The sequence below is a fragment of the Pseudomonas sp. lyk4-R2A-8 genome (assembly GCF_030209095.1).
Classification (GTDB): Bacteria; Pseudomonadota; Gammaproteobacteria; order Pseudomonadales; family Pseudomonadaceae; genus Aquipseudomonas; species Aquipseudomonas quebecensis.
The window spans coordinates 136,100-162,507 of record NZ_JARVSS010000016.1 but is presented as its reverse complement, the minus strand read 5'-3'; the positions used below and the strand labels follow the sequence as shown (position 1 = coordinate 162,507).

The following is a 26,408-nucleotide window of genomic DNA, read 5'->3' as shown; positions in this document are numbered from 1 at the left end:
CCGGTGATCAGGTGGACCACTCCTCCCGCCAACACCATCACACCCTGCACACCCGTCGCTTTCAATGCCGCCTCATCCAACCGGCCCGCATCCTGCAAGTGCACCCTCACCCGCGTCAGCGCCACACGCTGTTGCGATTTGAGGTTATTGGCACCGCCCAACGCACTCAGCACATCGGCCGACAAGAGCCCCTGCGTCGGTGTCGCCACCGTTTCGGCGACCAGATCCGGGGTCAGGGCTTTCCAGAACGCCCGCTGCAATTTCTCGAACATGTTCAGTGCTCCATGACAGGTGAGGTTTCAACGGCGGTTGCCTGATACAGGCGCAGCGCCTCGCGCACCTGACTGGCACCCTCCAGGCCCAGCACGTGGGTTGCAAGGGTTTGGCAGCCATGCAGATCAAGGTCGCGCACCGCGGCCTTGATGGTGGGAATCAGCGGCACACTGACCGACAGCTCATCCACCCCCAGCCCGACCAGCACCGGCACCGCCAACGCTTCGGAGGCCAGGGCGCCGCACACGCCGACCCACTTGCCATGGGCGTGGGCGGCCTTCACCGTGGTAGCGATCAGGCGCAGCACCGCCGGGTGAAAACTGTCGGCCTGGCCGGCCAGGCGCGGATGATCGCGGTCCATGGCCAGGGTGTATTGGGTCAGGTCATTGGTGCCGATGGAGAAAAAGTCCACGTAGGGCGCGAACACATCGGCCATCAGGGCGGCAGATGGCACCTCGACCATGATCCCCAGTTTCGGCAGTTCTTCAAGCCCGAGGGCCAGCGCTTCCTCCTCAAGGATTTGGCGGGCCAGGTGCAACTCCGATAGCAGGCTGACCATCGGCAACATGATGTGCAGGCGTGCGAAACCGGCGCAGGCGAGGATCGCGCGCATCTGTTCGCGCAGCAGCTGCGGACGTTCCAGGCACAGGCGAATGCCGCGCAAACCCAGAAAGGGGTTGGTCTCGGCCGCCATTGGCACGTAGGCCAACGGTTTGTCGCCACCGACATCCAGGGTTCGCACGACCAGGTTGCGCTCGCTGCCCAGAGCGCGCGCGATGGCCGTGTAGGTGCCGGCTTGCTCCTGCGGGCTGGGCGCACGGTTACGGTCCAGGTAGAGAAATTCCGAGCGCAGCAACCCCACGCCGTCGCCGCCCAAGGTCAGGGCCTGCTCGACTTCCTGCAACGAGGCGACGTTGGCTGTGACTTCAAGGTGATGGCCGTCTCGGGTAATGCTGGGTAGCGCAGCCTGTGCCATTTCACGCTCGCGCCGTTGAATCTGCCGTTGGCGCGCCGCTTCCAGTTGTTCGATGTCGGCCAGGTTCGGCTGCAGATGCAACTCGCCTTTGTCTGCGTCGAGCAAAACCTGTTGGCCATCGGGCAGCGCCAGCACCTGCGCAGGCACGCCGCAGATCGCCGGCAGGCCAAGGGCACGCGCCAGGATCGCAACGTGGCTGGTGGCGCCACCGCCGACGGTGACGAAGCCGAGCACCTTGTGGGTGTCGAGGCTGGCGGTCTGCGAGGGGGTCAGTTGTTCGGCGATCAGAATCGCGCGTTCCGGCAGCTCCCAGGCGCGGTCCTGGATACCGAGGATCAGTTTGAGCACCCGCTGGCCGACATCGGCCAGGTCGGCTGCACGCTCGGCCAGCAGGGCATTGCCCAGGCCCAGGAACAACTCGGCGGTGGCGAGCGTGGCGCGCTTCCAGGCGAATGCGGCACTCTTGCCTTCGGCCAGTAGCCCGTAGGCTTGCTCCAGCAGGGTCGGGTCTTCAAGCAGTTCCTGATGGGCCCGGAAAATTTCCGCCTCCGCAGCGTTGGCGGCCTTGGCTTGCAGCGTTTGCAAGGCCTCGGTGGCCGCCCGCAGGCCTTGTTCCAACATCGCGCGTTCGGCCGCTTGACCGGTGCCGTGTTCAACAATGTCCAGCTCCGGCTCGGCCACTTGCACCACTTGGCCGAACGCCGAGCCCGGCGACGCGCAGACGCCCTGCAGCACGCCGGCTGACGGTAAGGATGCGACCGGCTCAATCCCAGCGGCCACAGTGGCAACCTGTTCTCCACAGCCTTCAGCCAACAGCGCCACCAATGCCTGGATCGCCGCCGCGGCCTCTTCACCTGCCGCGCTCACCTGCAGCGTATCGCCCTGCACCGTCTGCAACGCCATGATCGCCACCAGCGACTTGGCATTTGCGCTCTGGGTCTGCTTGTGCAGATAAATACTCGCATTGAAGCCTTTAGCCGCCTGGGCCAACACCGCCGCTGGGCGCGCATGCAGGCCGTTGGCGTTGGGCAGCGTCAATGGCTTGGAAAACAACGCATCGCCCTGCGCGTCGATTGCGGCCTCAGCTGTGTCGACAGGCGATACCTCCATCAGCGGCTGGCCCGCCTCCACCAGCCCGCTCGCCAGCAGGCTGAACGGCTCGCCACTGACCACCAGCATCAGGGTCAGCAAACTGCGGGCGTGGAGCGCCACGTAGTCGGCATCGAACTCGATCAACGGCTGCCCCGCCTCCACCCGCTGACCCTCCTCAACCAGGCGGGTGAAGCCTTTGCCTGCCAGGTTCACGGTGTCCAGGCCAATATGCATCAGCACCTGCACGCCGCTGTCGGCGGTGATGCTGACCGCATGCCCGCTGTCCTGGATAGTGCTGATTACGCCGGCCAGCGGCGCGCACAGAGTCTGCGAGGTGGGATCAATGCACAGGCCGTCGCCGATCATGCGGCTGGCGAACACCGGGTCCGGCACCTCGTCCAGTGACAGCAGGACACCCGCTAAGGGCGCCAGCAGTTCCAGGGGTTCAATTGCGGTCATGACTTCACCTGCTTTTTGTTCTGTAAAAATCATTGGGTGGATGCACATCCCACGGATGGCGGTTATTTCCACCAGTATTCGACTTGCACGCCCACATTCGACCCATGCCGCGCGGTGCCGTAGGAACCGGTGTCGGACAACGCCGAGCCCGCCGCCAGTTCATTCGCGGCGCGTTTGGCCGCTTCGTTCCAGGTCGCATAGGTGTAGTACACACGCACTTCCGGCCGCGCCCAGAAATCCGGGCCTTTGGGCGACCACGTGGGCGCGAAGGTAAATTTGCTCAGCTTGCGCGTACCGCCGCTGGCGTCGACCTGATCATGACCAAGCTCGGTAACCAGTTTGAATTGTTCACTGATGGCATACGCCGGGCGCACGCCAAGGGACATCCAGGTCTGGTCCTGGCTGCCGGGGCGAATGTCCTTCTGGTACACCGCTTCGATCTGCCCACCAAAGCGCGGCGTTACCTGCCAATCGAAGAACTCCACGGCGCGATAACTTTTGCTGCTGTCATCCAGGAAAGTGTTGCCGGTGTAGCCCAGGCCGGTGCCGGGGCCTTCGCCGTACTGCAAGGCGAATTTGTTCTTGCCACCGAGGAAAGGCGTTTGCACATGCTGCGCGGTGAGTGCCCAGCCGCTGTGGGTGTCACGCCCGCCGGCCTTCTCGATGTAGCTCAAGCCCAGCTCCAGCTCGCCACCAGGGTTGGTCTTGAAGCCCGCAACGTTGAAGTCGTGACGGGTGGCATATTCCTTCTGGTAGAGATTGTCTTTGCGCGAAATGGCGTAGCTGTACTTGAGGTCGCCGATCCGCACGTCCTCGATGCCCCCGCCAGTGGCACTCTGGTTCCAGTAGTAGAAGTCGGAGATATGGATGTCATTACGCTTGTAGTAACGGCGACCGGCCCACAGCGAACCACCGTTGAGGCTGGGCAGGTTGGACCACTGCGCATACATCTGCGGCATGCGCGCGGTACCGTTGTTTTCGCCCTGGAATTTCAGCTCACGGTCGTACTTGTTATAGAGCGAGGCCATGGCATCGACGCTGAGCACCGAGCCGTCATCGAAGGTCAGCAGGTCCTGGCGCAATTCCAGCTCGGCGTATTGCTCGCATTCGTTACCCAGCCGGTATTTGGTCTGCGCCCCCGGCAATTGGAAACACTGCTGGGGACCGCTGCCGGTGGATGTGCCGGCACCACTGCGCAGGTAACCGGCAAATTCCAGAGCCTGGGCACCCAACGGCAGGCTCAGGCAAGACGCGACGACGCCCAGCTTTATTGTGGTTTTCATGAACGCTCCTTCTATTTTTATTGTTGTATTGCTTCTGTTGCACAACGCGGTTCGCTGGCGGGGAGTTTCAGTCGATCAGGTGCAGCACAAACGATTCGTAGGGGCGCAACGCAACCGTTGCGGTACGTGGCGGGCAGTCGGGGTAGTTACTGATCAGCAGGCGTTGCTTGCCCGCCGCGTGGAGCACGTCGTCGGGCAATTGGATTTCGCAGGGCCAGCCATAGAAGTTGTTCAGCACCAGCAGGCGCTCGCCCTGGCCCTCACGCAGATACGCCCAGACCTGACGGTGGTCCGCCAGCAGCTGGCGATAAACGCCGTGTTGGATCAGCGGTTCGCTACGACGCAAGGCGATCAGTGCTCGATAGTGATGCAGCACCGAATCCGGGTCTTGCTGCTGGCATTCGACGTTGATCTGCGCGGCATTGGCCGGCAGCCCGATCCACGGTTCGCCAGTGCTGAAACCGGCATTGGGTTGTGAATTCCACTGCATCGGCGTGCGCCCGTTATCGCGGGATTTCTGCATGATCGCCGCCATGCTCGACGCTTCGTCCTCTCCCGCATCCCGCTTGAGACGGAAGATGTTGAGTGTCTCTACATCGCGGTACTGCTCGATTCGGTCGAAGTCCGGATTGGTCATGCCCAATTCTTCGCCCTGGTACACAAACGGCGTGCCCTGCAAAAAATGCAGCGCCGTGGCGAGCATCTTGGCCGAAACCTCGCGGTACTCACCGTCGTTGCCAAACCGGGAGACCACCCGCGGCTGGTCGTGGTTACACCAGAACAGCGCGTTCCAGCCGCCACCGGCCTGCATGCCTTGTTGCCAGTCGGAAAAAATCCGTTTGAGCTGCAGAAAATCGAAGTCGGCCTTCACCCACTTTTGCAGATTGGGGTAATCGACTTTCAGGTGATGGAAATTGAAGGTCATCGACAGCTCTTTCGAGGCCGGATTGGAATAGCGGATGCAGTGCTCAAGGCTGGTGGACGACATTTCGCCGACGTTGATCAGGTCATACCCTTCGAAGACCTCGCGGTGCATTTCCTGCAGGTATGCATGCACATTCGGACCGTCGGTGTAGAAGCGTCGACCGTCACTGTTGTCTTCGGGGAAATCGGCGGGCTTGGAGATCAGGTTGATCACGTCCAGGCGAAACCCGCCGACGCCTTTGTCGCGCCAGAAGCGCATCATCTTGAACACCTCGGCGCGGACCTGAGGATTGTCCCAATTGAGGTCGGCCTGGGTGTGGTCGAACAGGTGCAGGAAGTACTGCCCGGTTTGCGCCTCGTATTCCCAGGCCGAGCCGCCGAACTTGGACTCCCAGTTGTTCGGCTGGTCACGCCAGATGTAGAAGTCGCGGTAGGGGTTGTCGAGGCTGCTGCGTGCCTGCTGGAACCATTCATGCTCGATGGAGGTGTGGTTGACCACGATGTCGAGCATCAGCTTGATGCCGCGCCTGGCCGCTTCGCTGATCAACCGCTCACAGTCGGCCATGGTCCCGTAGCTGGGGTCGATGGCGTAGTAGTCGCTGATGTCGTAGCCATTGTCGCGCTGCGGCGAGCGCAGGAACGGCGTGATCCACAGGCAGTCCACGCCCAGCCATTGCAGGTAGTCGAGTTTGTCCACGATGCCCAGCAGGTCACCGGTGGCGTTACCCGCGTGGCTATGGAAGCTTTTGGGGTAGATCTGGTAGATCACCGAGTGCTGCCAAGTCTGCATGGTGGGGTTCCTTCAATTAATGGTGTGCTGGCTTTGGGGCCGCCTCGGGCGGTAGATCAGGCAACCCTGAATCCGGGCCGAACGATCTTCATGCTCAACGCACAGGTCAGCACAAACGGCACGACCATCGCGATGACCATCCCGATCACAAACATCGCAATGGATTGCGGCACGATGGAGATAAATCCAGGTAAACCACCGACGCCGATGGCCGAGGCCTGCACCTTGTTCAGCGACAGGAAAATGCTGCCCAGCGCCGAGCCCACCAGGGCCGCGTAAAACGGAAACTTGAAGCGCAGGTTCACCCCGAACATCGCCGGTTCCGTGATGCCGAAGTAGGCGGAAATCGCTGAAGTCGAAGCCATGCTTTTATCCCGCGCATTTCGGGTGGTGTAGAACACCGCCAGCGCCGCGCTGCCCTGGGCCAGGTTGGACATCACGATCATCGGCCAGATAAAGGTGCCGCCCTGTGTGGAGATCAGTTGCAGGTCCACGGCCAGGAACATGTGGTGCATGCCGGTGATCACCAGCGGGGCATACAGAAGACCGAAAATCGCGCCACCGAGCATGGGCGCCAGGTCAAACAGGGTGACCATGCCCTCAGTGATCAGGATGCCGATGTGGCGCGTGACCGGGCCGATGATCGCCAGGGCAAGCACGCCGGTGACGACGATGGTGGTGATCGGTACGACCAGCAGTTGAATTGCATTGGGCACGCGCGCGCGCAGCCACTTCTCGATCACGCTCATCACGTACGCGGCCATCAGGATCGGCAGGATCTGCCCCTGATAGCCGACTTTTTCGATCTGGAACCAACCGAAAATATCGAAGTACGGCAGGCTCTGGCCATCGAGGCCGGCGACTGCCTTGCCGTAGTTCCAGGCATTCAGCAGGTCCGGGTGCACCAGCATCAGGCCAAGCACAATGCCAAGGATTTCGCTGCCGCCAAAACGCTTGGCCGCCGACCAGCCCACCAGCGCCGGCAGGAATACGAACGAGGTGTTGGCCATCAGGTTGATCAGGCTCCACAGGCCATCCAGATTCGGGTAGGCCTCCAGCAGCGTCTTGCCCTCGATGAACATGCCCTTGGCGCCCATCAGGTTGTTGATGCCCATGAGCAGGCCGGCAATGATCAGTGCGGGCAGGATCGGCATGAACACATCGGAGAACACCCGCACCAGACGCTGCAGGGCGTTGATCTTGTCGGCGCCCTTCTTCTTCACGTCGGCGATGGTGGCGGCGGCCAGGCCGGTGATTTCGCGCAGGGCGGCGTAGACCTTCTCGACTTCACCGGGGCCGATCACCACCTGAAACAGGCCGCCGGTAAAGAACGAGCCCTTGACCAGGTCGACCTGGTTCAACGCGCTGTTATTGACCAGGCTCGGGTCCTTGAGCGCCAGGCGCAGGCGGGTTACGCAGTGGGCAGCTTGCTCGAGGTTATCGCTGCCCCCGAGGTGCTCGATAATCTCGCGGGCAATCGTCGAATAGTCGTGGCTCATGCTTGGTTTCCACTTTGATTTTTTTATTGGAGGGCAGTCATTGGCAGCACGCCGAAAGCAAAAGTACTCGTACAGACGAGTTAAAGCAACAACTCGTCTGTACGAGTTACAAATTGTTTTCTTTTCTGATTCAGAGGTCAGACATTTCGCTTCTTACGCGCGCGCTCAATGGACAAACCCCACCTCTGCCACTAAGGTTCCTGCCTTGAACGCGCCGTTCACCTTACTCAAGCCGCGCACAGAGCCCTCTCCATGAGCAAATACAACCAGATCTATACCGATCTGCTTGCCAGCATCACCACCGAACGCCTGCAACGCGGCACGCGCCTCCCTTCCGAAACCGAATTGATGGACAGCTACCAGGCCAGCCGCGGCACCGTGCGCCGGGCGATCGAGCAGCTTCAGGAGCGCGGGTTTGCGCAAAAGATCCATGGCAAGGGCACCTTCGTGCTATCGCCCAACCCGATCGAGTTCCAACTGGGCGGCATCGTCAGCTTCCATGAAACCCACGCCGACCTGGGCGATGACGTACATACCGAAGTGGTCGAGTTCACCCAACTCCCACTCGAAGGTGCGCTGCTGCAACACATCGAGGCCGAGCCCGGCACCCTGATCACCCGCATCAAACGCGTGCGACGCATCGGCGGCAAACGGGTGATTCTCGACATCAACCACTTCGTCGCCGACCTGATCCCGGGCCTGGACCCGACAATCGCCGAGCAGTCGATCTACGCGTTCATCGAACAGACTCTGCAGCTGCAGATAAGCTACGCCCAACGCACCATCGAAGCGCTGCCGCGCAGCAAGGACGACCAGACGCACCTTGACCTCGACGGACAAAGCCATGTGATCGTGGTGAGCAACCAGACGTTTTTGCAGGATGGGCGGCAGTTCGAGTACACCGAGTCGCGGCATACGCTGGATAAGTTTTACTTTTCGGATATTGCGCGGCGGTGATATGAGCCTAGGGACAGTGGCTTCCGGGCACTCAGGGCAAGCCGCAACGCGATAAAATCGCATAAATAAGCACCCAAGATGTCCTTGTCAGGCGTCTTGGTCTTTCACTCAGCGCAGACACATAGATCAACTTTTCCGTTCAGCTTTAGTTGATCGAAAGTCGTGTGTGGCGACAAAGGACTGAGCGAGTCACGAGCATAGCCCTGCCGTAGGTATCAAGGGCGGCAGTGATAACTGACAAACCATCACCGGAGCTGAAAATTTACTAAGTAAACATTTGCTCCGGCAGAGATGGAAAGAAGTGTAGAGCCTCCTGAGGTATGGAGACCTTCGAAGCTCCCACCACTGATGAGACAGCAGCTAAAAGAAGCCACCTCTAGGTTCTTGTCAACAACCTAATGAAATAGCGCTGTTATCCGAATAAAAATCTCCTGGTTCACTCCTGTTCAGACGAAAGGTAAAGTGAAGCATTGGCAAACTGTTGAGTCCAAAAACCATTTAGCTGACCATTCGCATAACTGGGTACTTTTTCTCTTAGAGAACGAATTTCTCGACGAGAGGTTTCACGCAAAAGGCCTATTGCCTTATTGACGGATTTTCCAGTTATCCTACTCAACAAAGACTTTCCAACCAGATGCGCCTTAAGCCGACCATCCGCTCGCGCATCGTGCGACACAAATAGTGCATTGGCAACATCCACCTCTCTAATATCGAATAAAGCCTTGAGGTGAGCACTATCCAGAACCAGAAATCCATTTTTGTGTGCTTTTTCGCCCACTGGAATTCGTTGATCCTCAACTATTAAAACGAAACCGTTATCGCTTAATGCTCTAGAAACTACTCCATACCTACCGATTGTTTCAATCCATAGCTCCGGTGGAATTTCGTGGAAAACATTACACAATACAACTAACGCGAAAGAGCCTTCGTCTTTTTTCTCGAACAGCTGATCAGGTGTGCTGAAATAGCGGTTCTGACTATCAGGGTAGTACGTTGCCAACACCCCCTCACAAATAGCTCGGTCATCCGGAAACGGTTCATAAGCGTGGTAATCGATAACATCGGAAACCTTCACTCCATCCTCGTGCATAGATGTCGCAAGACCTTCAAGAAGTCGCCCCTTACCTGCCCCGAAATCTAAAACTCTCAGCAGGGATTTTTCGTTGCGCGCACGAAGGAGAATCGACTGGATTTGCGAGACCTGCGGATCAGGACCGCTCGCCGCAATTACGGTCGGGGGATATAGGCTTTCAGTCGCATAGTTAACGGCGGCCAGCACGGCGGGCAAGCCAGAGAACGCGTTCAATTGAGCAACCCCTTCCTCTCCACCCAACAGGCTGTCGAGCACAATCTCAGGGCGCCTCCCCGCATGCTCCACACCGCCATTGCTCACATACCATAGACACATAGGATCAATGCTGGTCATATAGGCTAGCAGCGGGACAGAATGCGTGGCGATAAAGATCTGGGAAGTTGTTGTAGCATCATGTAAAGCTTTGACAATTTCTATCACCGCCGAGGGATGCAAGTGATTTTCCGGCTCATCAAGAAGCAATACCGTATTATCTAGATTTTTACCCTGAGCGTGTAACGCAACACATAGCTGGAGCAAAACCTTCTGGCCATCCGAAAGCCGAGCATCAGCAATTGGCTTTCCGAAAAGCATTGGGTCTCCTGAGAAGTTCCTCTCCAGCCTCTCTCCCAACATCCTCTGCATTAGAGCCTGAAGCCGACAATAATTCGCCTCGACTTCTGCTCTTGCCTCAAGATCAAAAGAATGACTGGAATGCGTCACGGCGAACCACTTTTCTAAAACATGATGCAAGTAGAATAGACTGAGATCATGGTAATCAGATGCCCCCCAAGACATAGCGGCATCCGCTCGATTCTCTACTTCTCCTCGCATTTCTTTACGTGGATCTGTCAAATTTAATTTTTTTGGAACAAAGTACAAGCTATTAAAAAAATCATTTCCCGTAGTACTGATCCATTCATTGGTAGCTAAAATTGCTAATCTTAGAGTATCAGAATGCTCACGCCACACTTTCGTAGAACTACCATCAGGATTACCTTCAATACTCCTATCGTAATTATTTTTTTCAGAAATTAACTTATCCACACCTGATCGAGCTCGCCAACGCATATTGATTACAGCATCGACTGCAGCCAATAAACGAGACTTACCTGAACCATTTTTTCCTGCTAACGCCACTAATCATCCAAGGCGCCGCATATGAATATCTTTAAGACCAAGCGATTGAAACTCTACTGCTGGAATATGAATCCTCTCTATCAACATTTTCCGAATCCTTTCATACAGTACACAACCAAATAACTGCTTAAGTTTCAATTAACAAAAAGCTCATCGCAGCCAGACTGAAAAAATATGTCGCTTAAACTGTGACAACTCTCGTATAGCTACACAGCCGACCATGCCACTCCGAGGGTGACCTAGTGGTTCTTAAAGCAGTGATATTGGCATACCTGAAAGTAAAAAAGCCCGCAATTACGCGGGCTTTTTTACTTTTTGACTCAGGGAAGCAATCTAACAAACGCCCGATCATTCCCACTCAATCGTCGCCGGCGGCTTGCTCGACACGTCATAAGTAACGCGCGAAATACCTTCGATCTCATTGATGATACGGCCGCTGACAGTCTCCAGCAGTTCGTACGGCAGATGCGCCCAACGAGCAGTCATGAAGTCGATGGTTTCCACCGCACGCAGGGCCACAACCCAGGCGTAACGACGGCCATCGCCGACCACGCCAACCGATTTCACCGGTTGGAACACCACGAAGGCCTGGCTGACTTTGTGGTACCAGTCGGCCTTGCGCAGTTCTTCGATGAAGATGTGATCGGCGCGACGCAGCAGGTCGGCGTATTCCTTCTTCACTTCACCGAGGATGCGCACGCCCAGGCCCGGGCCTGGGAAGGGGTGGCGGTAGACCATGTCGTATGGCAGGCCCAATTCCAGGCCCAGACGACGGACTTCGTCCTTGAACAGTTCGCGCAACGGCTCGACCAGCTTAAGGTTCATTTCCTCCGGCAGGCCACCCACGTTGTGGTGGGATTTGATCACGTGGGCCTTGCCGCTCTTGGCGCCGGCCGACTCGATCACGTCGGGGTAGATAGTGCCCTGGGCGAGGTACTTGATGTTGTCCAGTTTGCTCGACTGGGCATCAAACACGTCGATGAAGGTGCGACCGATGATCTTGCGCTTCTTCTCCGGGTCGGACTCGCCGGCCAGGTTGTTGAGGAACTGCTCCTCGGCGTTGGCGCGGATCACTTTGACACCCATGTTCTCGGCGAACATGGCCATCACTTGCTCGCCTTCGTGCAGGCGCAGCAGACCGTTGTCGACGAACACGCAGGTCAGTTGGTCGCCGATGGCCTTGTGCAGCAACGCAGCAACCACGGAGGAGTCAACGCCGCCGGACAGGCCGAGCAGCACGTTGTCGGTGCCGACCTGGGCGCGTACTTGGGCGATGGCGTCTTCAGCGATTTTCGACGGGGTCCACAGGGCTTCACACTCGCAGATGTCGAGGATGAAGCGCGACAGGATGCGCCCGCCTTGCTTGGTGTGGGTCACTTCCGGGTGGAACTGCACGCCGTAGTAACGACGCTCGTCGCTGAACATGCCGGCGATAGGGCAGCTCGGGGTGCTGGCCAGGATGTGGAAGTCTTCCGGCATCTTGGTGACTTTGTCACCGTGGCTCATCCACACGTCGAGGCCGAACAGGCCGTCCGCGTCGATGTGGTCTTCGATGCCGTCCAGCAGGCGGCTCTTGCCGACCACGTCGACACGGGCATAACCGAATTCACGCAGCTCGGAACCTTCAACCTTGCCGCCCAGCTGCTCGGCCATGGTCTGCATGCCGTAGCAGATACCGAAGACCGGCACGCCCAGATCGAATACCGCCTGCGGGCAACGCGGGCTGTTGGCTTCGTGTACGGACTCGGGGCCGCCGGCGAGGATGACGCCTTTAGGGGCGAATTCGCGGATCGCTTCGTCGTCCATGTCGAACGGATGCAGTTCGCAATACACACCGATTTCACGCACGCGGCGGGCGATCAGTTGGGTGTACTGGGAACCGAAGTCGAGGATCAGGATGCGGTGGGCGTGAATGTCGAGGGCCATGAGAGAAACTCTGAAGAGCAGTTGCAAGCTTCAAGCTGCAAGCTGCAAGTAATCGGAAGCCGCGCGGTAGCTGTACGAATACAGCCCCGCTTGCAGCTTATAACTTGTGGCTTATAGCTGTCGGCATCAGCCGACCCGATAGTTTGGCGCTTCCTTGGTGATCTGCACGTCGTGGACATGGGATTCAGCCATGCCGGCGCCGGTGATCCGTACGAACTCTGGCTTGGTGCGCATTTCTTCGATGTCGGCGCTGCCGGTGTAGCCCATCGAGGAGCGCAGGCCACCCATCAGTTGATGGATGATGGCGCTCAGGGTGCCCTTGTACGGCACACGGCCTTCGATGCCTTCCGGTACGAGCTTCTCGGCGCCTGCCGAGGAGTCCTGGAAGTAACGGTCGGAAGAACCTTGCGCCTGGGACATGGCGCCCAGCGAACCCATGCCACGGTAAGCCTTGTACGAGCGCCCCTGGAACAGCTCGATTTCGCCCGGCGCTTCTTCAGTACCGGCGAACATCGAGCCCATCATCACGCAGGAAGCACCGGCTACGATGGCCTTGGACAGGTCACCGGAGAAACGGATGCCGCCGTCGGCGATCAACGGCACGCCGGTGCCTTCAAGGGCAGCGGCGACGTTGGCGATGGCGCTGATCTGCGGCACGCCTACACCGGCAACGATACGGGTGGTGCAGATCGAGCCAGGGCCGATACCGACCTTGACGGCGTCGGCGCCAGCTTCGGCCAGGGCCTTGGCGGCAGCGCCGGTGGCGATGTTGCCGCCGATCACCTGCACGTCAGGGAAATTCTGTTTGACCCAGCGCACGCGGTCGATCACGCCTTTGGAGTGACCGTGGGCGGTGTCCACCACGACTACGTCGACACCGGCAGCGACCAGGGCTGCAACGCGGTCGCCGGTGTCTTTACCGGTGCCGACGGCGGCGCCGACCCGCAGACGACCTTGGTCATCCTTGCTGGCCAGCGGGTAAGCCTTGGCTTTTTCGATGTCGTTGACGGTCATCATGCCTTTGAGGGCGAATTTGTCGTCGACGATCAGCACGCGCTCGATGCGGTGCTTGTGCAGCAGTTCGCGCACGTCGTTCTTGTCGGCGCCTTCCTTGACAGTCACGAGGCGCTCTTTCGGGGTCATCACTTCGCGGACGGTGACTTCAAGACGGTTCTCGAAACGCACGTCACGGGAAGTGACGATGCCGACCAGGTCGCCATCGTGCAGTACCGGAACGCCGGAGATGTTGTGCAGGCGGGTCAGGTCGAACAGGTCACGCACGGTAGCGTCGGCTTCGATGGTGATCGGATCCTTCACCACACCGGCTTCGTAACGCTTGACCTTGCGCACTTCGGCAGCCTGCTGCTCGATGGTCATGTTCTTGTGGATGATGCCGATGCCGCCTTCCTGAGCCATGGCGATGGCCAGACGGGCTTCGGTGACGGTGTCCATGGCAGCGGAAACCAGGGGAATATTCAGCTCGATGCCACGGGTTAGGCGGGTCTTGAGACTGACTTCGTTAGGAAGCACCTCGGAATAACCGGGCACTAGGAGAATGTCGTCGAATGTCAGAGCTTCTTGGCTGATACGCAGCATCGCGGGGGCTCCCGAGCGGGAAAATGGAAGCGCGCCATTATATACATGCACCCTGCCCGGCTCAATGTAAAACTCTGACAAACTTGGTAATACTGATAGATGGATTAAAGCTCGACCTTGACCCAGCTGATCTTCTGATCCAGCCAATCGGCAAACTCGTCGATAAAACTCTGCTTGAAGCCTGCTTCGGCCCAGTTATTGAAGATGAAACCCAGGTTGGAAAATCCGCATTCCTGCAGGAACAGAAACCCGTTGATGTCATCTTCATGCCCGCACAGCGGGCAAGTGAAGTTGTCGGTATGGCCGGGCATCCAGTCTTCCAGGCTCTCGAACAGCGCCTCCCCTACCTCACGACGGCATTCAGGGCAGCCGGCTTCTCCAAGAAAGCCCTTGGCGGGCGTGTAGATACAACGTTTGTAGATGATCTCCAGGCCATTGACCGGCTCGTTGAACGGCAGTGCTTCGGGGTACAGCACCACGGCACGCGCTCCATCGGCCAGGGCATAACCCATGCGGTTGCCGGTACGGCCACAGGTGGTCAGTTCTTCCTTGACGATGTTCTTGCGCACCAGCCAGCGCACAATCGCCCGGGCGCGGGGCTCGTGCACGGGCAAAGTGGAGATTTTCGGAACAAGGATGCTTTGGGAGTTCATGGGAGTCCTGCGGTGTGGCTTCTGGCCTCATCGCGGGCAAGGCCAGCTCCCACAGTTGATTGCATTCCGAGGTGGGAGCCGGGCTTGCCCGCGATGAGGCCCGGGAGGACGGCAGCTTAATCCCTGAAGAAATCAGGTCAAGTACTCAAATACCGACCAATCAACGCAATGCCGCTGGCCAGCACCAGCCACGTCACCAACCGCACGAACGCTTCCCGTGACAGACGCATCGTCAGTCTGCGCCCCGTCCACAACCCCAATGCCATCGCCGGTAACAAGCACACCGCCAATAGCAACAACGGTAAGTCCGCATACACCCCGGCCACCAGGAACAGGCTCAGGCGCACCACAGTGCTGCAACTGATCAACGCGCTCTGGGTGGCGCGCGCCGCGTCCTTGGGCAAACGACTGTTGAGATAGATCGCATACAAAAAACCGCCGCTGCCAAACAGCGCACCGAACAGCCCGCCGACCGTGCCCATCGGGATCGACCAGCCCGTCGCCAACTGTGTCGGGCGCGCCTTGATCGCCAGGCTGTAGAGGGCGTAAGCGCTGATAAACACCCCCATCAACAGTAAAAGCAGGTCGGAATGCAGATTGAGCAAAAACACCACGCCCAGTGTGCACCCGATGGCCATGCACGGCAGCAGGCGCAGTAACTCAGGCTTGCTCACATCGCGTCGGGTTTGCAGCAAACCGCCAAACGCCGCGACAAAGTCCAGCAGCACCAACAGCGGGATGATCTTCGACAGCGGCATGAACACAATCAGTACCGGCCCGGCTACCAGCGCCGTGCCAAAGCCGGCGATGCCGAACACGATATAGGCAACCGCCACGCCCAGGCCGATGACCAACCACTCCAAACCGCTGAACGACCACTGACTCATCAGCTCGACCGGGCCCATGGGAGATTCCTTGCAAGAGATGGCGTTCACTTTAGCCATCGACGAGCGTTGCGACTAATATCTTCAAAACCTTTCAGTCATCTCAAAAAGGCATGACGTGTGATTTCCACCCGCCAATTGCGCTACTTCGTTGAAATCGCCGACAGCGGCAGCTTCAGTGCCGCAGCCGAACGCCTGTTCGTCGCGCAGTCGGCCTTGAGCCGACAGATCAAGGTGCTGGAGACCCAACTGCAGACGCCGCTGTTCGAGCGCACGGCGCGCCAGCCAAAGCTGACGGCAGCGGGCGCGGCCTTCTATCCGCGAGCGCGCAACTTGCTGAGCGAACTGCACAAGGCCGGTGAAGTGGCGACCCAGATCGGCAACGGCCAGGTCGGCACACTGCGTCTGAGCCACTCGAGCACCGTGCCGATGAGCGGAGCGCTGCTGCGCGGCATCAGTACCTGGCTGGAACGCTGCCCTGGGGCGTCGGTGGATATCGTCAAGATGTCCTCCGAGGCGCAATTGGCAGAGATCGCCGACGGACGCCTGGACATTGGCCTGCTGCGCTTGCCGGTGTTGCGCCAGCGCGAAGGTGTGCGCGTAGCGCCTTTATACAGCGAGCCCTTGATGCTGGCGGTGCCGGCGGGCCATGCGCTGGCGGGCTGTGATGCGCCCATTGAGCTGGCGCGGTTGCGGGATGAGGCGTTTATCTCAATCCCCCATCCGCAACGCGGTGGTCTGAGTTATCTGTCAGCCGAACTGTGCATGCGCGCAGGATTTTTCCCCAAGGCGGCTCGGGTGATGTCGCGCAAGACCACGCAGTTGCAGTTGATCCAGGCCGGGTTCGGTATTGCCCTGTTACCAAAATCCATGCAGGACATTGCCCCCGCCAACCTGCACTTTTTAACCCTGGCCGAGCCGGACAGCCTCAGCACCGTGGCTCTGGCCTGCCATCAGGCGCCGAGCGCGCTGGTTGAGCAATTCTGCCAAACGCTGCACGAATGCCTATAAACTGCCGTCCATGATTAAAGACCTCCTGCCATGATTAAAGACCCGTTTGCCCGCCTGGGCCTGGACCGCGAAGTCCTGACAGTCAGCCAGCTCAACGGCCGCGCGCGGGTGTTGCTGGAAGATGTGTTCACCAATATCTGGGTCGAAGGTGAGATCTCCAACCTCGCCCGCCCGGCCTCCGGCCATGTGTATTTCACCCTCAAGGACAGTGGCGCCCAGGTGCGTTGCGCGTTGTTTCGCAGTAACGCCGCACGGGTACGCCAGGCATTGAAGGACGGCCTGGCGGTGAAGGTGCGCGGCAAGGTCTCGTTGTTCGAAGGCCGTGGCGACTACCAATTGATTCTCGACACCGTGGAGCCCGCCGGTGACGGCGCGCTGCGCCTGGCTTTCGACGCGCTGAAGGAAAAACTCAGCGCCGAAGGCCTGTTCAGCGCCGAGCGCAAAGTGCCGCTGCCGGCGCACCCGCAGCGCATCGGCATTATCAGCTCGCCCACCGGTGCGGTGATCCGCGACATCATCAGCGTATTCCGCCGCCGAGCGCCGCAGGTGCAACTGACGTTGATCCCCACCGCCGTGCAGGGCCGCGAAGCGATCCCGCAGATTGTGCGGGCGCTGAAGCTGGCCGATGCACGCGGCTTCGACGCACTGATCCTGGCCCGTGGCGGCGGTTCGCTGGAAGATCTCTGGTGCTTTAACGAAGAAGCCGTGGCCCGCGCGGTGGATGCCTGTGTCACACCGATTGTCAGCGCCGTCGGCCATGAGACCGATGTGTCGATCAGCGACTTCGTGGCTGACGTACGCGCGCCCACACCATCCGCTGCCGCCGAATTGCTGGCACCGGATTCAAGCCATCTGGTACGCCAGGTCGAAAACCTGCACCGGCGCCTGGTGATGCTGATGCGCAACCGCCTGCGGCACGACCGCTTGCGTGTCGAGGGTATGGCCCGCCGCCTGCGTCACCCCGGCGAACGCCTGCGCCAGCAGGCCCAACGCCTGGACGATCTGGACATGCGCCTGCGCCGCGCTTTCGAGCGCAGCCTCAACACCCGTCGCGAGCGCTTGATACGCCTGGAAACCCGCCTCGCCGGCCAGCATCCGGGGCGCCAACTGGCCCTGTTGCGCCAGCGCCTGGACAGCCTCGCCGAACGCTTGCCGCGCGCCATGCGCGAAGGCCTTAAGGCGCGTCGCCTGCAGCTGCAAAGCCAGGTGCAGACGCTGCAGGTGGTCAGCCCGCTGGCCACCCTGGGCCGTGGTTACAGCATCCTCCTGGATGAGCGCGGCCAAGCCATTCGCAGCGCCGCGCAAACCCACACCGGCCAACGCCTCACCGCCAGGCTCGGTGAAGGCCAATTGCAAGTGCGGGTGGAAGACAACCACCTGACACCCGTTACCCTTTCGCTATTGGATTGATCGATGCCACGTCTTTTTAGCCTGTTGATGCTGCTGTGCCTCGCCTTTAACGCCCACGCCGACAGTTACATCAGCCGCACCCTGAACAAGCCGGTGCCGGGGGGCGTCGCGGTGGTCGAACTGGGCCCTTCGGCAGCGGCGCCCAAAGCCACGTATCAAGGCAAACCGGTGCTGGTGATCAAGGAACAGGACAGCTGGCTGGCGATTGTCGGCATCCCGCTGACGGTCAAGCCCGGCAACGAGCGCATCAGCAGCGGCGGACGCAGCCTGCCGTTTATCGTCGGCTATAAAAAGTACCCGGAACAGCGCATCACCTTGAAAAACAAAAGCCAGGTCAACCCTGCTCCGGCGCAGCTCAAGCGGATCGAAGCCGAGCTTGCGGTGCAGATCAAGGCTTACCGCAGCTTCAGCCCGAACCTGCCGAGCAATTTGATACTGGACAAGCCGGTCAATGGTCCATTGTCGAGTAAGTTCGGCGTGCGCCGCTTTTTCAACGGCGAGGAGCGCAACCCGCATTCGGGCCTGGACTTCGCGGTGCCCGCCGGTACGCCGATCAAGACACCGGCCAATGGCAAGGTGATCCTGGTGGGCAATTACTTCTTCAATGGCAATACGGTGTTCGTCGATCACGGCCAAGGTTTTATCAGCATGTTCTGCCACATGTCGGCGGTGGACGTGAAGGTCGGCCAGCAACTGGTGCGAGGTGCGGTGGTGGGCAAAGTCGGATCAACCGGCCGCGCGACCGGGCCTCACATGCACTGGAACGTCAGCCTGAACGACGCGCGGGTGGACCCGGCGATCTTTATCGGCGCGTTCCAGCCTTGAGGGCATCGATTGCGCGCATGATAATCGGCGCGCAATAAAAACCAGATCATTCAATTATTACAACCATAAAATCTCGCATTCATCCTCAATCGAAGAACTTCTATCAATTTTTTTCGACTGCTTGCCATCATTCACCTCGACGGTTAGGGTTGAGCCTATGAAAACCTCTCACACCCTCATCCAGCTCCGCCAGCACCGCAGCCTGTGCCTTGTCAGCGCACGACTGCCGGGCTGAATCGATCTGCCTCGTCTTGTGCTTTATCTCCAATAACAGTTCCACGGCAGGCCGCCTCTTTTCGGCCCCGACACAAAGGATTCCCCGATGAGCATGCTCAAAGACCCGTCTTCGAAATACCGCGCGTTCCCGACCATCGATCTTTCGGACCGCACCTGGCCGTCGAAAACCATCACTGCCGCACCGATCTGGTGCAGCTCCGATCTGCGTGATGGCAACCAGTCGCTGATCGAACCGATGGATGCAGTGAAAAAGCTGCGCTTCTGGAAGACGCTGGTCGCCGTGGGCGTCAAGGAAATCGAGGCATCGTTCCCAGCCGCTTCGCAGACCGACTTCGATTTCGTGCGCACCCTGATCGAAGACAACCATATCCCCGAGGACACCACCATCCAGGTGCTGACCCAGGGCCGTGAAGACTTGATCGCGCGCACCTTCGAATCCCTGCGCGGGGCCAAGAAAGCCATCGTGCATTTGTACAACGCCACCTCGCCGTCGTTCCGCCGCATCGTGTTCAACCAGGACAAGGACGGAGTCAAGGCGATTGCGGTCAATGCCGCCAAGCTGTTCGTCAAATACGCCGCCCAGCAGCCGGAAACCCAGTGGACGTTCGAGTATTCCCCCGAGACGTTCAGCGCCACCGAACTGGAGTTTGCCAAGGAAGTCTGCGATGCCGTTATCGAGGTGTGGAACCCGACGCCGGAGCACAAGGTGATCCTCAACCTGCCGGCCACCGTGGAATGCGCCACGCCGAACATCTATGCCGACCAGATCGAATGGTTCGGTCGCCATATCAATCGTCGCGACAGCGTGATCATCAGCCTGCACACCCATAACGACCGTGGCACCGGCGTGGCGGCTACCGAGCTGGGCCTGATGGCTGGCGCGGATCGTGTCGAAGGCTGCCTGTTCGGCAACGGCGAGCGGACCGGTAACGTCGACCTGGTCACGGTGGCCTTGAACATGTACACCCAGGGACTCGATCCGCAACTGGACTTCTCCGACATCGACGGCGTACGCAAAGTCGTTGAGGAGTGCAATCAGATCCAGGTACATCCACGCCACCCGTACGTTGGCGATCTGGTGCACACCGCGTTCTCCGGCTCTCACCAGGACGCAATCCGCAAGGGCTTCGCCCAGCAGAAAGACGACGCCCTGTGGGAAGTGCCGTATTTGCCGATTGACCCGGCCGACATCGGCCGCAGCTACGAGGCGGTGATTCGCGTAAACAGCCAGTCGGGCAAAGGCGGTATTGCTTACCTGCTGGAGCAGGAATACGACATCAGCCTGCCACGCCGCATGCAGATCGAGTTCAGCCAGGTGGTACAGGCCGAAACCGATCGCGTGGGCCTGGAGATGACCGCACCGCAGATCTACGCCTTGCTGCAACGTGAATACCTGCAAGCCAACACGCCGTATGCGTTGGTCAGCCATCGCCTGCAGGAAGAAAACGGCAACAGCTTTGTCGAAGTGGAAGTCTCGGGCAAAGGCCAGGGCGAAACCAACCTGCACTGGAAGGGCAAGGGCAACGGCGCACTGGAAGCCCTGGTGGCTGGTCTGCCGATTGGCGTGGAAATCATGGACTACAACGAACATGCAATCGGCGCAGGCACCAACGCCAAGGCGGCGGCCTACATCGAACTGCGTGTGAACGGCGAACGCCCGGTGCATGGCGTGGGCATCGATGAGAACATCACCACGGCCAGCTTCAAGGCGCTGTTCAGTGCGCTGAACCGCTCGTTGAGCCAGCAGGAAGCAAAAGCGGCGTAAACGATGGCCGCTGAGTGCTGAAGGCCCCTGGGTGTGAATCCAGGGGCCTTTTTATTGAGTGGCAAATTTGGGTTGATTGCCGGGGACTCATCAGGGGCAAGCCCTCTTCCACATTTTGAACGGTTCACAGCTCAACCTGTGGGAGGGGGCTTGCCCCCGATAGCGGTCGGTCAGACGAACTGAAAACTATCGGCATCCAGGTTCGCCGGAAACCGGGTGCGATATGCGGCCAACTCCGCCGCATCCAGCTTCACCTCAAACACCCCGTCAGCCTCTCCCGCACTGAGCAGAGTCTCGCCCTGGAAGTCCAATACCTGGCTATCGCCGGTGTAGGCGAAGCCTTTGCCGTCGGTACCCACTCGATTCACCGCCGCCACGTAACACAGGTTTTCGATGGCCCGCGCCGGCAATAATCGATTCCAGTGCTGACGCCGCGCTCCCGGCCAATTGGCGGTGTACAGCAGCAAGTCAGTGTCCTGGGCGTCGCGGCTCCACACCGGGAAGCGCAAGTCGTAGCAAATCAATGGGCGAATACGCCACCCCTTCAACTCGAACTGCACCTGGCGCTCGCCGGGCGTGTAGTGATTGTGCTCACCGGCCATACGGAACAGATGACGCTTATCGTAGTGCAGCACCTCACCATCCGGCCGCACCCACAGCAGGCGGTTACGATGGCTGCCGTCAGCCGCCTGGATAATCACGCTGCCGGTAATCACCGCGTTGTGTTTAGCCGCCTGGGCTTGCAACCAGCGCTGAGTGGGGCCGTTTTCCGGCTCGGCGAGGGCGTGCGAATCCATGGAAAAACCGGTGGTGAACATCTCCGGCAGTACGATCAGATCGGCACTGCCGGCCTGCGCCAGCAGCGGCTCGAAATGCTCAAGGTTGGCCTGGCGGTCATGCCAGGCCAAGGTGGTCTGGACCAGGGCGATATTCAGATCGGGCAGTGCGGTCAGATCACGCATAGTTTTTCAGCTGCATGGCGCAGCGTCTCCTCGCGTTTGGCAAAGCACAGGCGCACCAGGCGCTGCTCTTTGGGCGGGTTCTGGTAGAACACCGAGATAGGTATGCTCGCCACGCCATGCTCGCGGGTCATCCACAGGGACATGGCGACGTCGTCCAGATCGGGGCGTATCCGGGAGTAATCCACCAGCTGGAAGTAGGTTCCGGCTACCCGGGTAAAGGTGAAACGCGACGGTGCCAGCAGATCGCAGAACAGGTCGCGCTTGGCCTGATAGAACCCCGGCAATTCGTCGACATGCTCTGGATGATCGGCCATAAAGTCGGCCAGCGCGAACTGCAACGGCGTCACGCAGCAGAAATTGACGTACTGATGCACTTTGCGCAACTCGGCCGTGAGGTCGGCTGGCGCTACCACATAGCCGGTTTTCCAGCCGGTCACGTGGTAGGTCTTGCCGAATGAGCTGATCACGAAGGCGCGCGCATACAGCTCTTCGTGAGCCAGCACGCTGACGTGGGCCGCGCCATCGAATACCAAATGCTCGTAGACTTCGTCGCTGAGCAGGTAGATATCGCGGTCGCGGATTAATTCAGCCAATTGGTCCAGCTCAGCGCGGCTGATCAGCGCACCGGTTGGGTTATGTGGGGTGTTGAGGATAATCATGCGCGTGCGTGGCGAGAGTGCGGCCTTGATCCGCTCAAAGTCGAGTGCAAAGCCCTGCAGGTTCAATTGCACCCGCACGCAGCGGCCGCCGGCCAGTTCCACAGAGGGCACGTAGCTGTCGTAGCACGGGTCGAACACAATGACTTCATCGCCGTTGCGAATCACCGCCTGAATGGCGCAGAAGATTGCCGCGGTGGCCCCGGGGGTGATGGTGACCTCAGCGTCAGGATCGACCGTGGCGCCATAACTGCGGGCGATCTTGGCGACCACTTGCTGGCGCAGGGCCGGCAGGCCAGTCATGGGAGAATATTGGTTGTGCCCGGCCCCCACGTGCCTGCCCACCGCGTCGAGCAGGCCTTGAGGCGCATTGAAATCGGGAAAACCCTGGGACAGGTTGAGCGCGCCCGTTTCGGCGGCGAGTTGCGACATGGTGGTGAAAATGGTCGTGCCGACCGTTGGCAGTTTGCTGATGATCATCGTAGGCCCCTGCGGATAAGTCCCAAGTTTTAAGCTGCGAATCCCATGGGGTCAAGGCACAAACCGACGCGCACAAAAAAGGGCTCATCAAGAGCCCTTTCTGCGAAGTCGATATCAGCGCTTGTCGCGGCGCTTTTTGTCGGCTTTCTTGTGGTGAGTCATCAAACGACGCTTCTTGTTCACCTGACGGTCAGTCAGTGTGTTCTTGTTGCCTTCGTATGGGTTCTCGCCGCCCTTGAACTCGATGCGAATCGGCGTACCAACCAGTTTCAAGACACGACGGTAGGTGTTCTCCAGGTAACGCACGTACGACTTGGGCACCTTCTCGATCTGGTTACCGTGGATCACGATAATCGGCGGGTTGGCACCCCCCAAGTGGGCATAACGCAGCTTGATCCGGCGGTTGTTGACCATCGGCGGCGCATGCTCGCCTACCGCGTCTTCCAGGATCTGGGTCAGACGGTTGGTCGGCCAGCGGGTGACCGCAGACTTGAACGAGTTCTGGACGGAGGCGTAAAGGTTACCCACGCCGGTGCCGTGCAACGCCGAGATGAAGTGAATATCCGCGAACTCAACGAAGAACAGGCGACGCTGCAGCTCGATCTTGACGAAATCGCGCTCGCTGGGCGTCATGCCGTCCCACTTGTTGATTGCGATAACCAGAGCACGACCGGCCTCCAGGGCAAAACCCAGCAGGTTCAGGTCGTGGTCCACCACGCCTTCACGGGCGTCCATCACAAAGATCACCACGTTGGCGTCCTTGATGGCCTGCAGGGTCTTGACCACGGAGAACTTTTCAACTTCCTCGTGGATCTTGCCGCGCTTGCGCACACCGGCGGTGTCGATCAGTGTGTACTTCTCGTCGTTACGCTCGAACGGGATGTAGATACTGTCGCGGGTGGTGCCGGGCTGGTCGTAGACGATGACGCGGTCTTCGCCGAGCATCCTGTTGACCAGAGTCGACTTGCCGACGTTAGGGCGACCGATGATGGCGATCTTGATACCGTCTTTTTCGCTCGGACCAGGAATGCGCTTGGCTTCCTCGCCTTCTGCAACAATCTCTTCTTCGCCGTCTTCTTCCTCGACATCATCCTTGGGGAAATCGCGCAGAGCGATTTCCAGCATCTGGGTGATACCGCGACCGTGGGCGCCGGCGATCGGGATCGCATCGCCCAGACCCATAGGGCTGAACTCGGCACGGGCCTGCTCAGGATCGATGTTGTCGATCTTGTTGGCGATCAAGTAGGAGCGTTTATTGCGCTTGCGCAGGTGCTCGCCGATCATCTGGTCGGCAGCGGTGTAGCCCGCACGGGCATCCACCAGGAACAACACGACATCGGCTTCTTCGATGGCCAGCAGCGACTGCTCGGCCATTTTTTCGTCCATGCCATGCTCGTCACCGGAGATACCACCGGTGTCGACAATAATGTAGGAGCGCCCTTGCCACTTTGCCTCACCGTATTGGCGATCACGGGTCAGACCGGACAAGTCGCCGACAATGGCGTCGCGAGTCCTGGTCAGGCGGTTGAACAAGGTGGACTTGCCGACGTTAGGTCGGCCCACCAGGGCGATTACGGGAACCATGCGGCTCTCCACTTCGTTATTTCAGAAAATACAAAAGCCGCTGCAGGGCAGCGGCTGGTGCTCGGGGCGGCATTTGATATGCCGCATGCCCTGCCGAAGCAGGGCCGCCTGGGGGTAACCCCAAGCATAGTCAAACCTTTACTTGATGGTCAGGGCTTCCAGCTTGCCGCTGTTGCCATACACATAAAGCATGTTACCCACCACCAGCGGACGCGCACGCAGGCCGTCGCTGTCGATACGCTCGCGACCGACAAAGCGACCGTCCACCTGGCTCAGCAGGTGCAGGTAGCCTTCGAAGTCGCCGACCGCTACGTAGCTGGAGAACACTTCCGGTGCCGACAGCTGGCGGCGAGCCAGCGAGTCATTGCTCCAAAGTGCGGTGGTGGTGCGCTCGTCGACACTTTCAACGGTGCCCGACGCCAGGCTGACGTAAACGCTGCCAAACCCTTGCGCAACACCGGCGTAGCTGGAAGCATCACGCTGCCAGTTCACACGACCGCTCTGCAGGTCCAGCGCCGCGACACGGCCCTGATAAGTGGCGACATAGAGTGTTTCACCCGACAGCAGCAAGCCACCATCGATGTCCACGACGCGGTCCAGCTCGGAACGACCTTGAGGAATCGCCACACGGGTTTCCCAGGCCGGTACGCCGTTCTGGGTATCGAGGGCGACCACTTTACCGGTCGACAGGCCTACCACGGCCAGATTGTTGGTCACAATCGGACCACTGGTACCGCGCAGCGTCAGCACCGCCGGGGTGCTGTCGTACAACCAGCGCTGTTCGCCAGTGCTGGCGTCCAGGCCAATCACACGGTCGTCCTGGGTCTGTACAACCACCACGTCACCATTGGTGGCAGGCGGTGCGAGCACTTCACTGGTCACGCGAGCGCGCCATTTCTCTTCACCGGTACTGGAATCCAGGGCCACGACTTCGCCCTTGAGCGTGCCGAGCATCACCAGGCCATAGCCCACGCCGACCGCACCGGATACCGGCAGTTCGAGGTCTTTCTTCCACTTCACGTCGCCGTTCATGCGATCCATGGAGATCACCACGCCGGTGACGTCCGCGGCCACGATGTTTGCACCGTCGATGGCCGGCACCAGCATGTTGTAGGTTTCACCCTGGCCGTCACCGATGGAGCGGCTCCACTGCTTTTGCAGGACCACTTCTTCCTTGAAGCTGGTCAGCTCGGCCGGAGGCAATTCTTTCTTACTGTTGCTGCTGCAACCCGCGGCCAGAACGGCCAGAGCCAGCAATGCTGCATGTTTCCAACGGATCACGTCACGCATCCCCTTTGGCCAAGTCGTCGAGCTTGATTTGTAAGCCACCGACCGCCGCTTCATCAGACAGCGCCGCCTTGGCTTTCTGGTACGCAGCATTCGCTTCGTCGGTACGACCCAATTGGACCAGCAGGTCGCCCTTGAGCTCTTCGCGAGTGGCTACAAATGCCTTGTCTGCATCGCCGTCGAGCAGTTTAAGTGCATCGTCAGGCTTGTTCTGTGCCGCCATCACCTGAGCCAGGCGCTGACGTGCGATTTCACCCAGGGTCGGGTTGGTCGGCTTGTCGACGATGGCTTTCAGCTCGGTGGCTGCCTCATCCAGCTTGCCGGCATCCACCGCAACCTTCGCGACGAACAGGCTGCCGTACTGGGCATAGGTACTACCGCCGAAGTCGCTCTTGAGCTTACCGGCCAGGTAGATGACTCGAGCCTGATCAGGCTTGCCGTCCGGCGTCAGGGAGGTTTCCAGCAATTGCTGATAGAGAATCGAGGCGCCTTGGGACTGGTTGGCCTGATACTTGGTCCAGGCTTGCCAGCCGAACACCACCACTAAAGCCAGCAGGCCGCCGGTAACCAGGGGCTTGCCATTACGCTGCCACCAGTCCTTGAACTCGGCCAACTGCTCATCATCAGTACTCGACACCCCAATACTCCTTTAATCGCTAAATTCGGC

At 59.5% G+C, this 26,408-nt stretch carries 20 protein-coding genes; 5 read left to right on the top strand and 15 right to left on the bottom strand.

What is annotated here, in order from left to right; all coding sequences use genetic code 11:
- From QRN10_RS17545 to treP, 5 genes are all read right to left on the bottom strand, one after another.
- The coding region (locus tag QRN10_RS17545) for a PTS sugar transporter subunit IIB (protein ID WP_285428785.1) at nt 1-272 on the bottom strand (272 nt) is incomplete at its 3' end.
- A 2-nt stretch (nt 273-274) separates the two neighbouring features.
- Nucleotides 275-2,800, bottom strand: a complete 2,526-nt coding sequence (gene ptsP / locus QRN10_RS17540) for a phosphoenolpyruvate--protein phosphotransferase (protein ID WP_285428784.1) — start codon at nt 2,798-2,800, stop codon at nt 275-277.
- Nucleotides 2,801-2,862: 62 nt separating this feature from the next.
- Nucleotides 2,863-4,083 carry a maltoporin gene (locus QRN10_RS17535; RefSeq protein WP_181078628.1) on the bottom strand — a complete coding sequence of 407 codons (1,221 nt, stop codon included), beginning with the start codon at nt 4,081-4,083 and terminating at the stop codon, nt 2,863-2,865.
- A 67-nt stretch (nt 4,084-4,150) separates the two neighbouring features.
- Nucleotides 4,151-5,797 (bottom strand): alpha,alpha-phosphotrehalase, encoded by a 1,647-nt coding sequence (gene treC, locus QRN10_RS17530; RefSeq protein WP_285428782.1) that lies wholly within the window; start codon nt 5,795-5,797, stop codon nt 4,151-4,153.
- Nucleotides 5,798-5,853: 56 nt separating this feature from the next.
- Nucleotides 5,854-7,296, bottom strand: a complete 1,443-nt coding sequence (treP, locus tag QRN10_RS17525) for a PTS system trehalose-specific EIIBC component (RefSeq protein WP_285428781.1) — start codon at nt 7,294-7,296, stop codon at nt 5,854-5,856.
- Nucleotides 7,297-7,548: 252 nt separating this feature from the next.
- Between treP and treR the strand changes: the two genes are divergently transcribed.
- Nucleotides 7,549-8,253: a trehalose operon repressor gene (gene treR, locus QRN10_RS17520; protein WP_181078634.1), complete on the top strand. Its 705-nt coding sequence runs from the start codon at nt 7,549-7,551 to the stop codon at nt 8,251-8,253.
- 436 nt (nt 8,254-8,689) lie between these two features.
- On the opposite strand, the gene QRN10_RS17515 is transcribed toward treR, so the two are convergent.
- The 5 genes from QRN10_RS17515 to QRN10_RS17495 all read right to left on the bottom strand — a co-directional run bounded on the left by QRN10_RS17515 (nt 8,690) and on the right by QRN10_RS17495 (nt 15,545).
- Entirely contained in the window at nt 8,690-10,465 is a 1,776-nt protein-coding gene (locus QRN10_RS17515) for an AAA family ATPase (protein ID WP_285428780.1), read from the bottom strand.
- Nucleotides 10,466-10,813: 348 nt separating this feature from the next.
- Nucleotides 10,814-12,391, bottom strand: a complete 1,578-nt coding sequence (gene guaA / locus QRN10_RS17510) for a glutamine-hydrolyzing GMP synthase (protein WP_181078636.1) — start codon at nt 12,389-12,391, stop codon at nt 10,814-10,816.
- 126 nt (nt 12,392-12,517) lie between these two features.
- On the bottom strand, nt 12,518-13,987 hold the full coding sequence (guaB, locus tag QRN10_RS17505; protein WP_003209646.1) for an IMP dehydrogenase: 1,470 nt from the start codon (nt 13,985-13,987) through the stop codon (nt 12,518-12,520).
- Between the two features lie 104 nt (nt 13,988-14,091).
- Nucleotides 14,092-14,640 (bottom strand): hypothetical protein, encoded by a 549-nt coding sequence (locus QRN10_RS17500; RefSeq protein ID WP_034100393.1) that lies wholly within the window; start codon nt 14,638-14,640, stop codon nt 14,092-14,094.
- A 137-nt stretch (nt 14,641-14,777) separates the two neighbouring features.
- Nucleotides 14,778-15,545, bottom strand: coding sequence for a sulfite exporter TauE/SafE family protein (locus QRN10_RS17495; RefSeq protein ID WP_181078638.1), 768 nt, complete (start codon nt 15,543-15,545; stop codon nt 14,778-14,780).
- Between the two features lie 99 nt (nt 15,546-15,644).
- Between QRN10_RS17495 and QRN10_RS17490 the strand changes: the two genes are divergently transcribed.
- The 4 genes from QRN10_RS17490 to leuA all read left to right on the top strand — a co-directional run bounded on the left by QRN10_RS17490 (nt 15,645) and on the right by leuA (nt 20,772).
- Nucleotides 15,645-16,535: a LysR family transcriptional regulator gene (locus tag QRN10_RS17490; RefSeq protein ID WP_266246638.1), complete on the top strand. Its 891-nt coding sequence runs from the start codon at nt 15,645-15,647 to the stop codon at nt 16,533-16,535.
- A 30-nt stretch (nt 16,536-16,565) separates the two neighbouring features.
- Entirely contained in the window at nt 16,566-17,945 is a 1,380-nt protein-coding gene (xseA, locus tag QRN10_RS17485; RefSeq protein ID WP_253509268.1) for an exodeoxyribonuclease VII large subunit, read from the top strand.
- Between the two features lie 3 nt (nt 17,946-17,948).
- The gene (locus tag QRN10_RS17480) at nt 17,949-18,770 is read left to right on the top strand and encodes a peptidoglycan DD-metalloendopeptidase family protein (protein WP_181078644.1); all 822 of its coding nucleotides are present in this window, start codon (nt 17,949-17,951) and stop codon (nt 18,768-18,770) included.
- Nucleotides 18,771-19,092: 322 nt separating this feature from the next.
- Complete coding sequence (leuA, locus tag QRN10_RS17475) at nt 19,093-20,772, top strand: 2-isopropylmalate synthase (protein WP_285428779.1); 1,680 nt, start codon at nt 19,093-19,095, stop codon at nt 20,770-20,772.
- Nucleotides 20,773-20,942: 170 nt separating this feature from the next.
- On the opposite strand, the gene QRN10_RS17470 is transcribed toward leuA, so the two are convergent.
- The 5 genes from QRN10_RS17470 to QRN10_RS17450 form a co-directional block, all read right to left on the bottom strand.
- Nucleotides 20,943-21,734, bottom strand: coding sequence for an amidohydrolase (locus QRN10_RS17470; protein WP_181078647.1), 792 nt, complete (start codon nt 21,732-21,734; stop codon nt 20,943-20,945).
- Nucleotides 21,722-22,870, bottom strand: coding sequence for a pyridoxal phosphate-dependent aminotransferase (locus QRN10_RS17465; RefSeq protein ID WP_253509272.1), 1,149 nt, complete (start codon nt 22,868-22,870; stop codon nt 21,722-21,724). Before QRN10_RS17465 ends, QRN10_RS17470 begins: the two co-directional genes overlap by 13 nt.
- Before the next feature lie 114 nt (nt 22,871-22,984).
- Nucleotides 22,985-24,454, bottom strand: a complete 1,470-nt coding sequence (der, locus tag QRN10_RS17460) for a ribosome biogenesis GTPase Der (protein ID WP_181078651.1) — start codon at nt 24,452-24,454, stop codon at nt 22,985-22,987.
- Between the two features lie 138 nt (nt 24,455-24,592).
- Complete coding sequence (bamB, locus tag QRN10_RS17455) at nt 24,593-25,744, bottom strand: outer membrane protein assembly factor BamB (protein ID WP_181078653.1); 1,152 nt, start codon at nt 25,742-25,744, stop codon at nt 24,593-24,595.
- The gene (locus tag QRN10_RS17450) at nt 25,737-26,378 is read right to left on the bottom strand and encodes a YfgM family protein (protein WP_181078655.1); all 642 of its coding nucleotides are present in this window, start codon (nt 26,376-26,378) and stop codon (nt 25,737-25,739) included. The genes bamB and QRN10_RS17450 overlap by 8 nt, the downstream gene beginning before the upstream one ends.
- Nucleotides 26,379-26,408 lie beyond the last annotated feature (30 nt).

What these genes read in the sequence shown, in the direction of transcription:
- QRN10_RS17495 (WP_181078638.1), bottom strand. Translation starts at nt 15,545, where the DNA reads ATGGGCCCGGTCGAGCTGATGAGTCAGTGGTCGTTCAGCGGTTTGGAG.
- guaA (WP_181078636.1), bottom strand. Translation starts at nt 12,391, where the DNA reads ATGGCCCTCGACATTCACGCCCACCGCATCCTGATCCTCGACTTCGGT.
- QRN10_RS17465 (WP_253509272.1), bottom strand. Translation starts at nt 22,870, where the DNA reads ATGATCATCAGCAAACTGCCAACGGTCGGCACGACCATTTTCACCACC.
- leuA (WP_285428779.1), top strand. Translation starts at nt 19,093, where the DNA reads ATGAGCATGCTCAAAGACCCGTCTTCGAAATACCGCGCGTTCCCGACC.
- bamB (WP_181078653.1), bottom strand. Translation starts at nt 25,744, where the DNA reads ATGCGTGACGTGATCCGTTGGAAACATGCAGCATTGCTGGCTCTGGCC.
- QRN10_RS17535 (WP_181078628.1), bottom strand. Translation starts at nt 4,083, where the DNA reads ATGAAAACCACAATAAAGCTGGGCGTCGTCGCGTCTTGCCTGAGCCTG.
- treC (WP_285428782.1), bottom strand. Translation starts at nt 5,797, where the DNA reads ATGCAGACTTGGCAGCACTCGGTGATCTACCAGATCTACCCCAAAAGC.
- guaB (WP_003209646.1), bottom strand. Translation starts at nt 13,987, where the DNA reads ATGCTGCGTATCAGCCAAGAAGCTCTGACATTCGACGACATTCTCCTA.
- QRN10_RS17470 (WP_181078647.1), bottom strand. Translation starts at nt 21,734, where the DNA reads ATGCGTGATCTGACCGCACTGCCCGATCTGAATATCGCCCTGGTCCAG.
- der (WP_181078651.1), bottom strand. Translation starts at nt 24,454, where the DNA reads ATGGTTCCCGTAATCGCCCTGGTGGGCCGACCTAACGTCGGCAAGTCC.
- QRN10_RS17500 (WP_034100393.1), bottom strand. Translation starts at nt 14,640, where the DNA reads ATGAACTCCCAAAGCATCCTTGTTCCGAAAATCTCCACTTTGCCCGTG.
- treP (WP_285428781.1), bottom strand. Translation starts at nt 7,296, where the DNA reads ATGAGCCACGACTATTCGACGATTGCCCGCGAGATTATCGAGCACCTC.
- ptsP (WP_285428784.1), bottom strand. Translation starts at nt 2,800, where the DNA reads ATGACCGCAATTGAACCCCTGGAACTGCTGGCGCCCTTAGCGGGTGTC.
- treR (WP_181078634.1), top strand. Translation starts at nt 7,549, where the DNA reads ATGAGCAAATACAACCAGATCTATACCGATCTGCTTGCCAGCATCACC.
- QRN10_RS17480 (WP_181078644.1), top strand. Translation starts at nt 17,949, where the DNA reads ATGCCACGTCTTTTTAGCCTGTTGATGCTGCTGTGCCTCGCCTTTAAC.
- xseA (WP_253509268.1), top strand. Translation starts at nt 16,566, where the DNA reads ATGATTAAAGACCCGTTTGCCCGCCTGGGCCTGGACCGCGAAGTCCTG.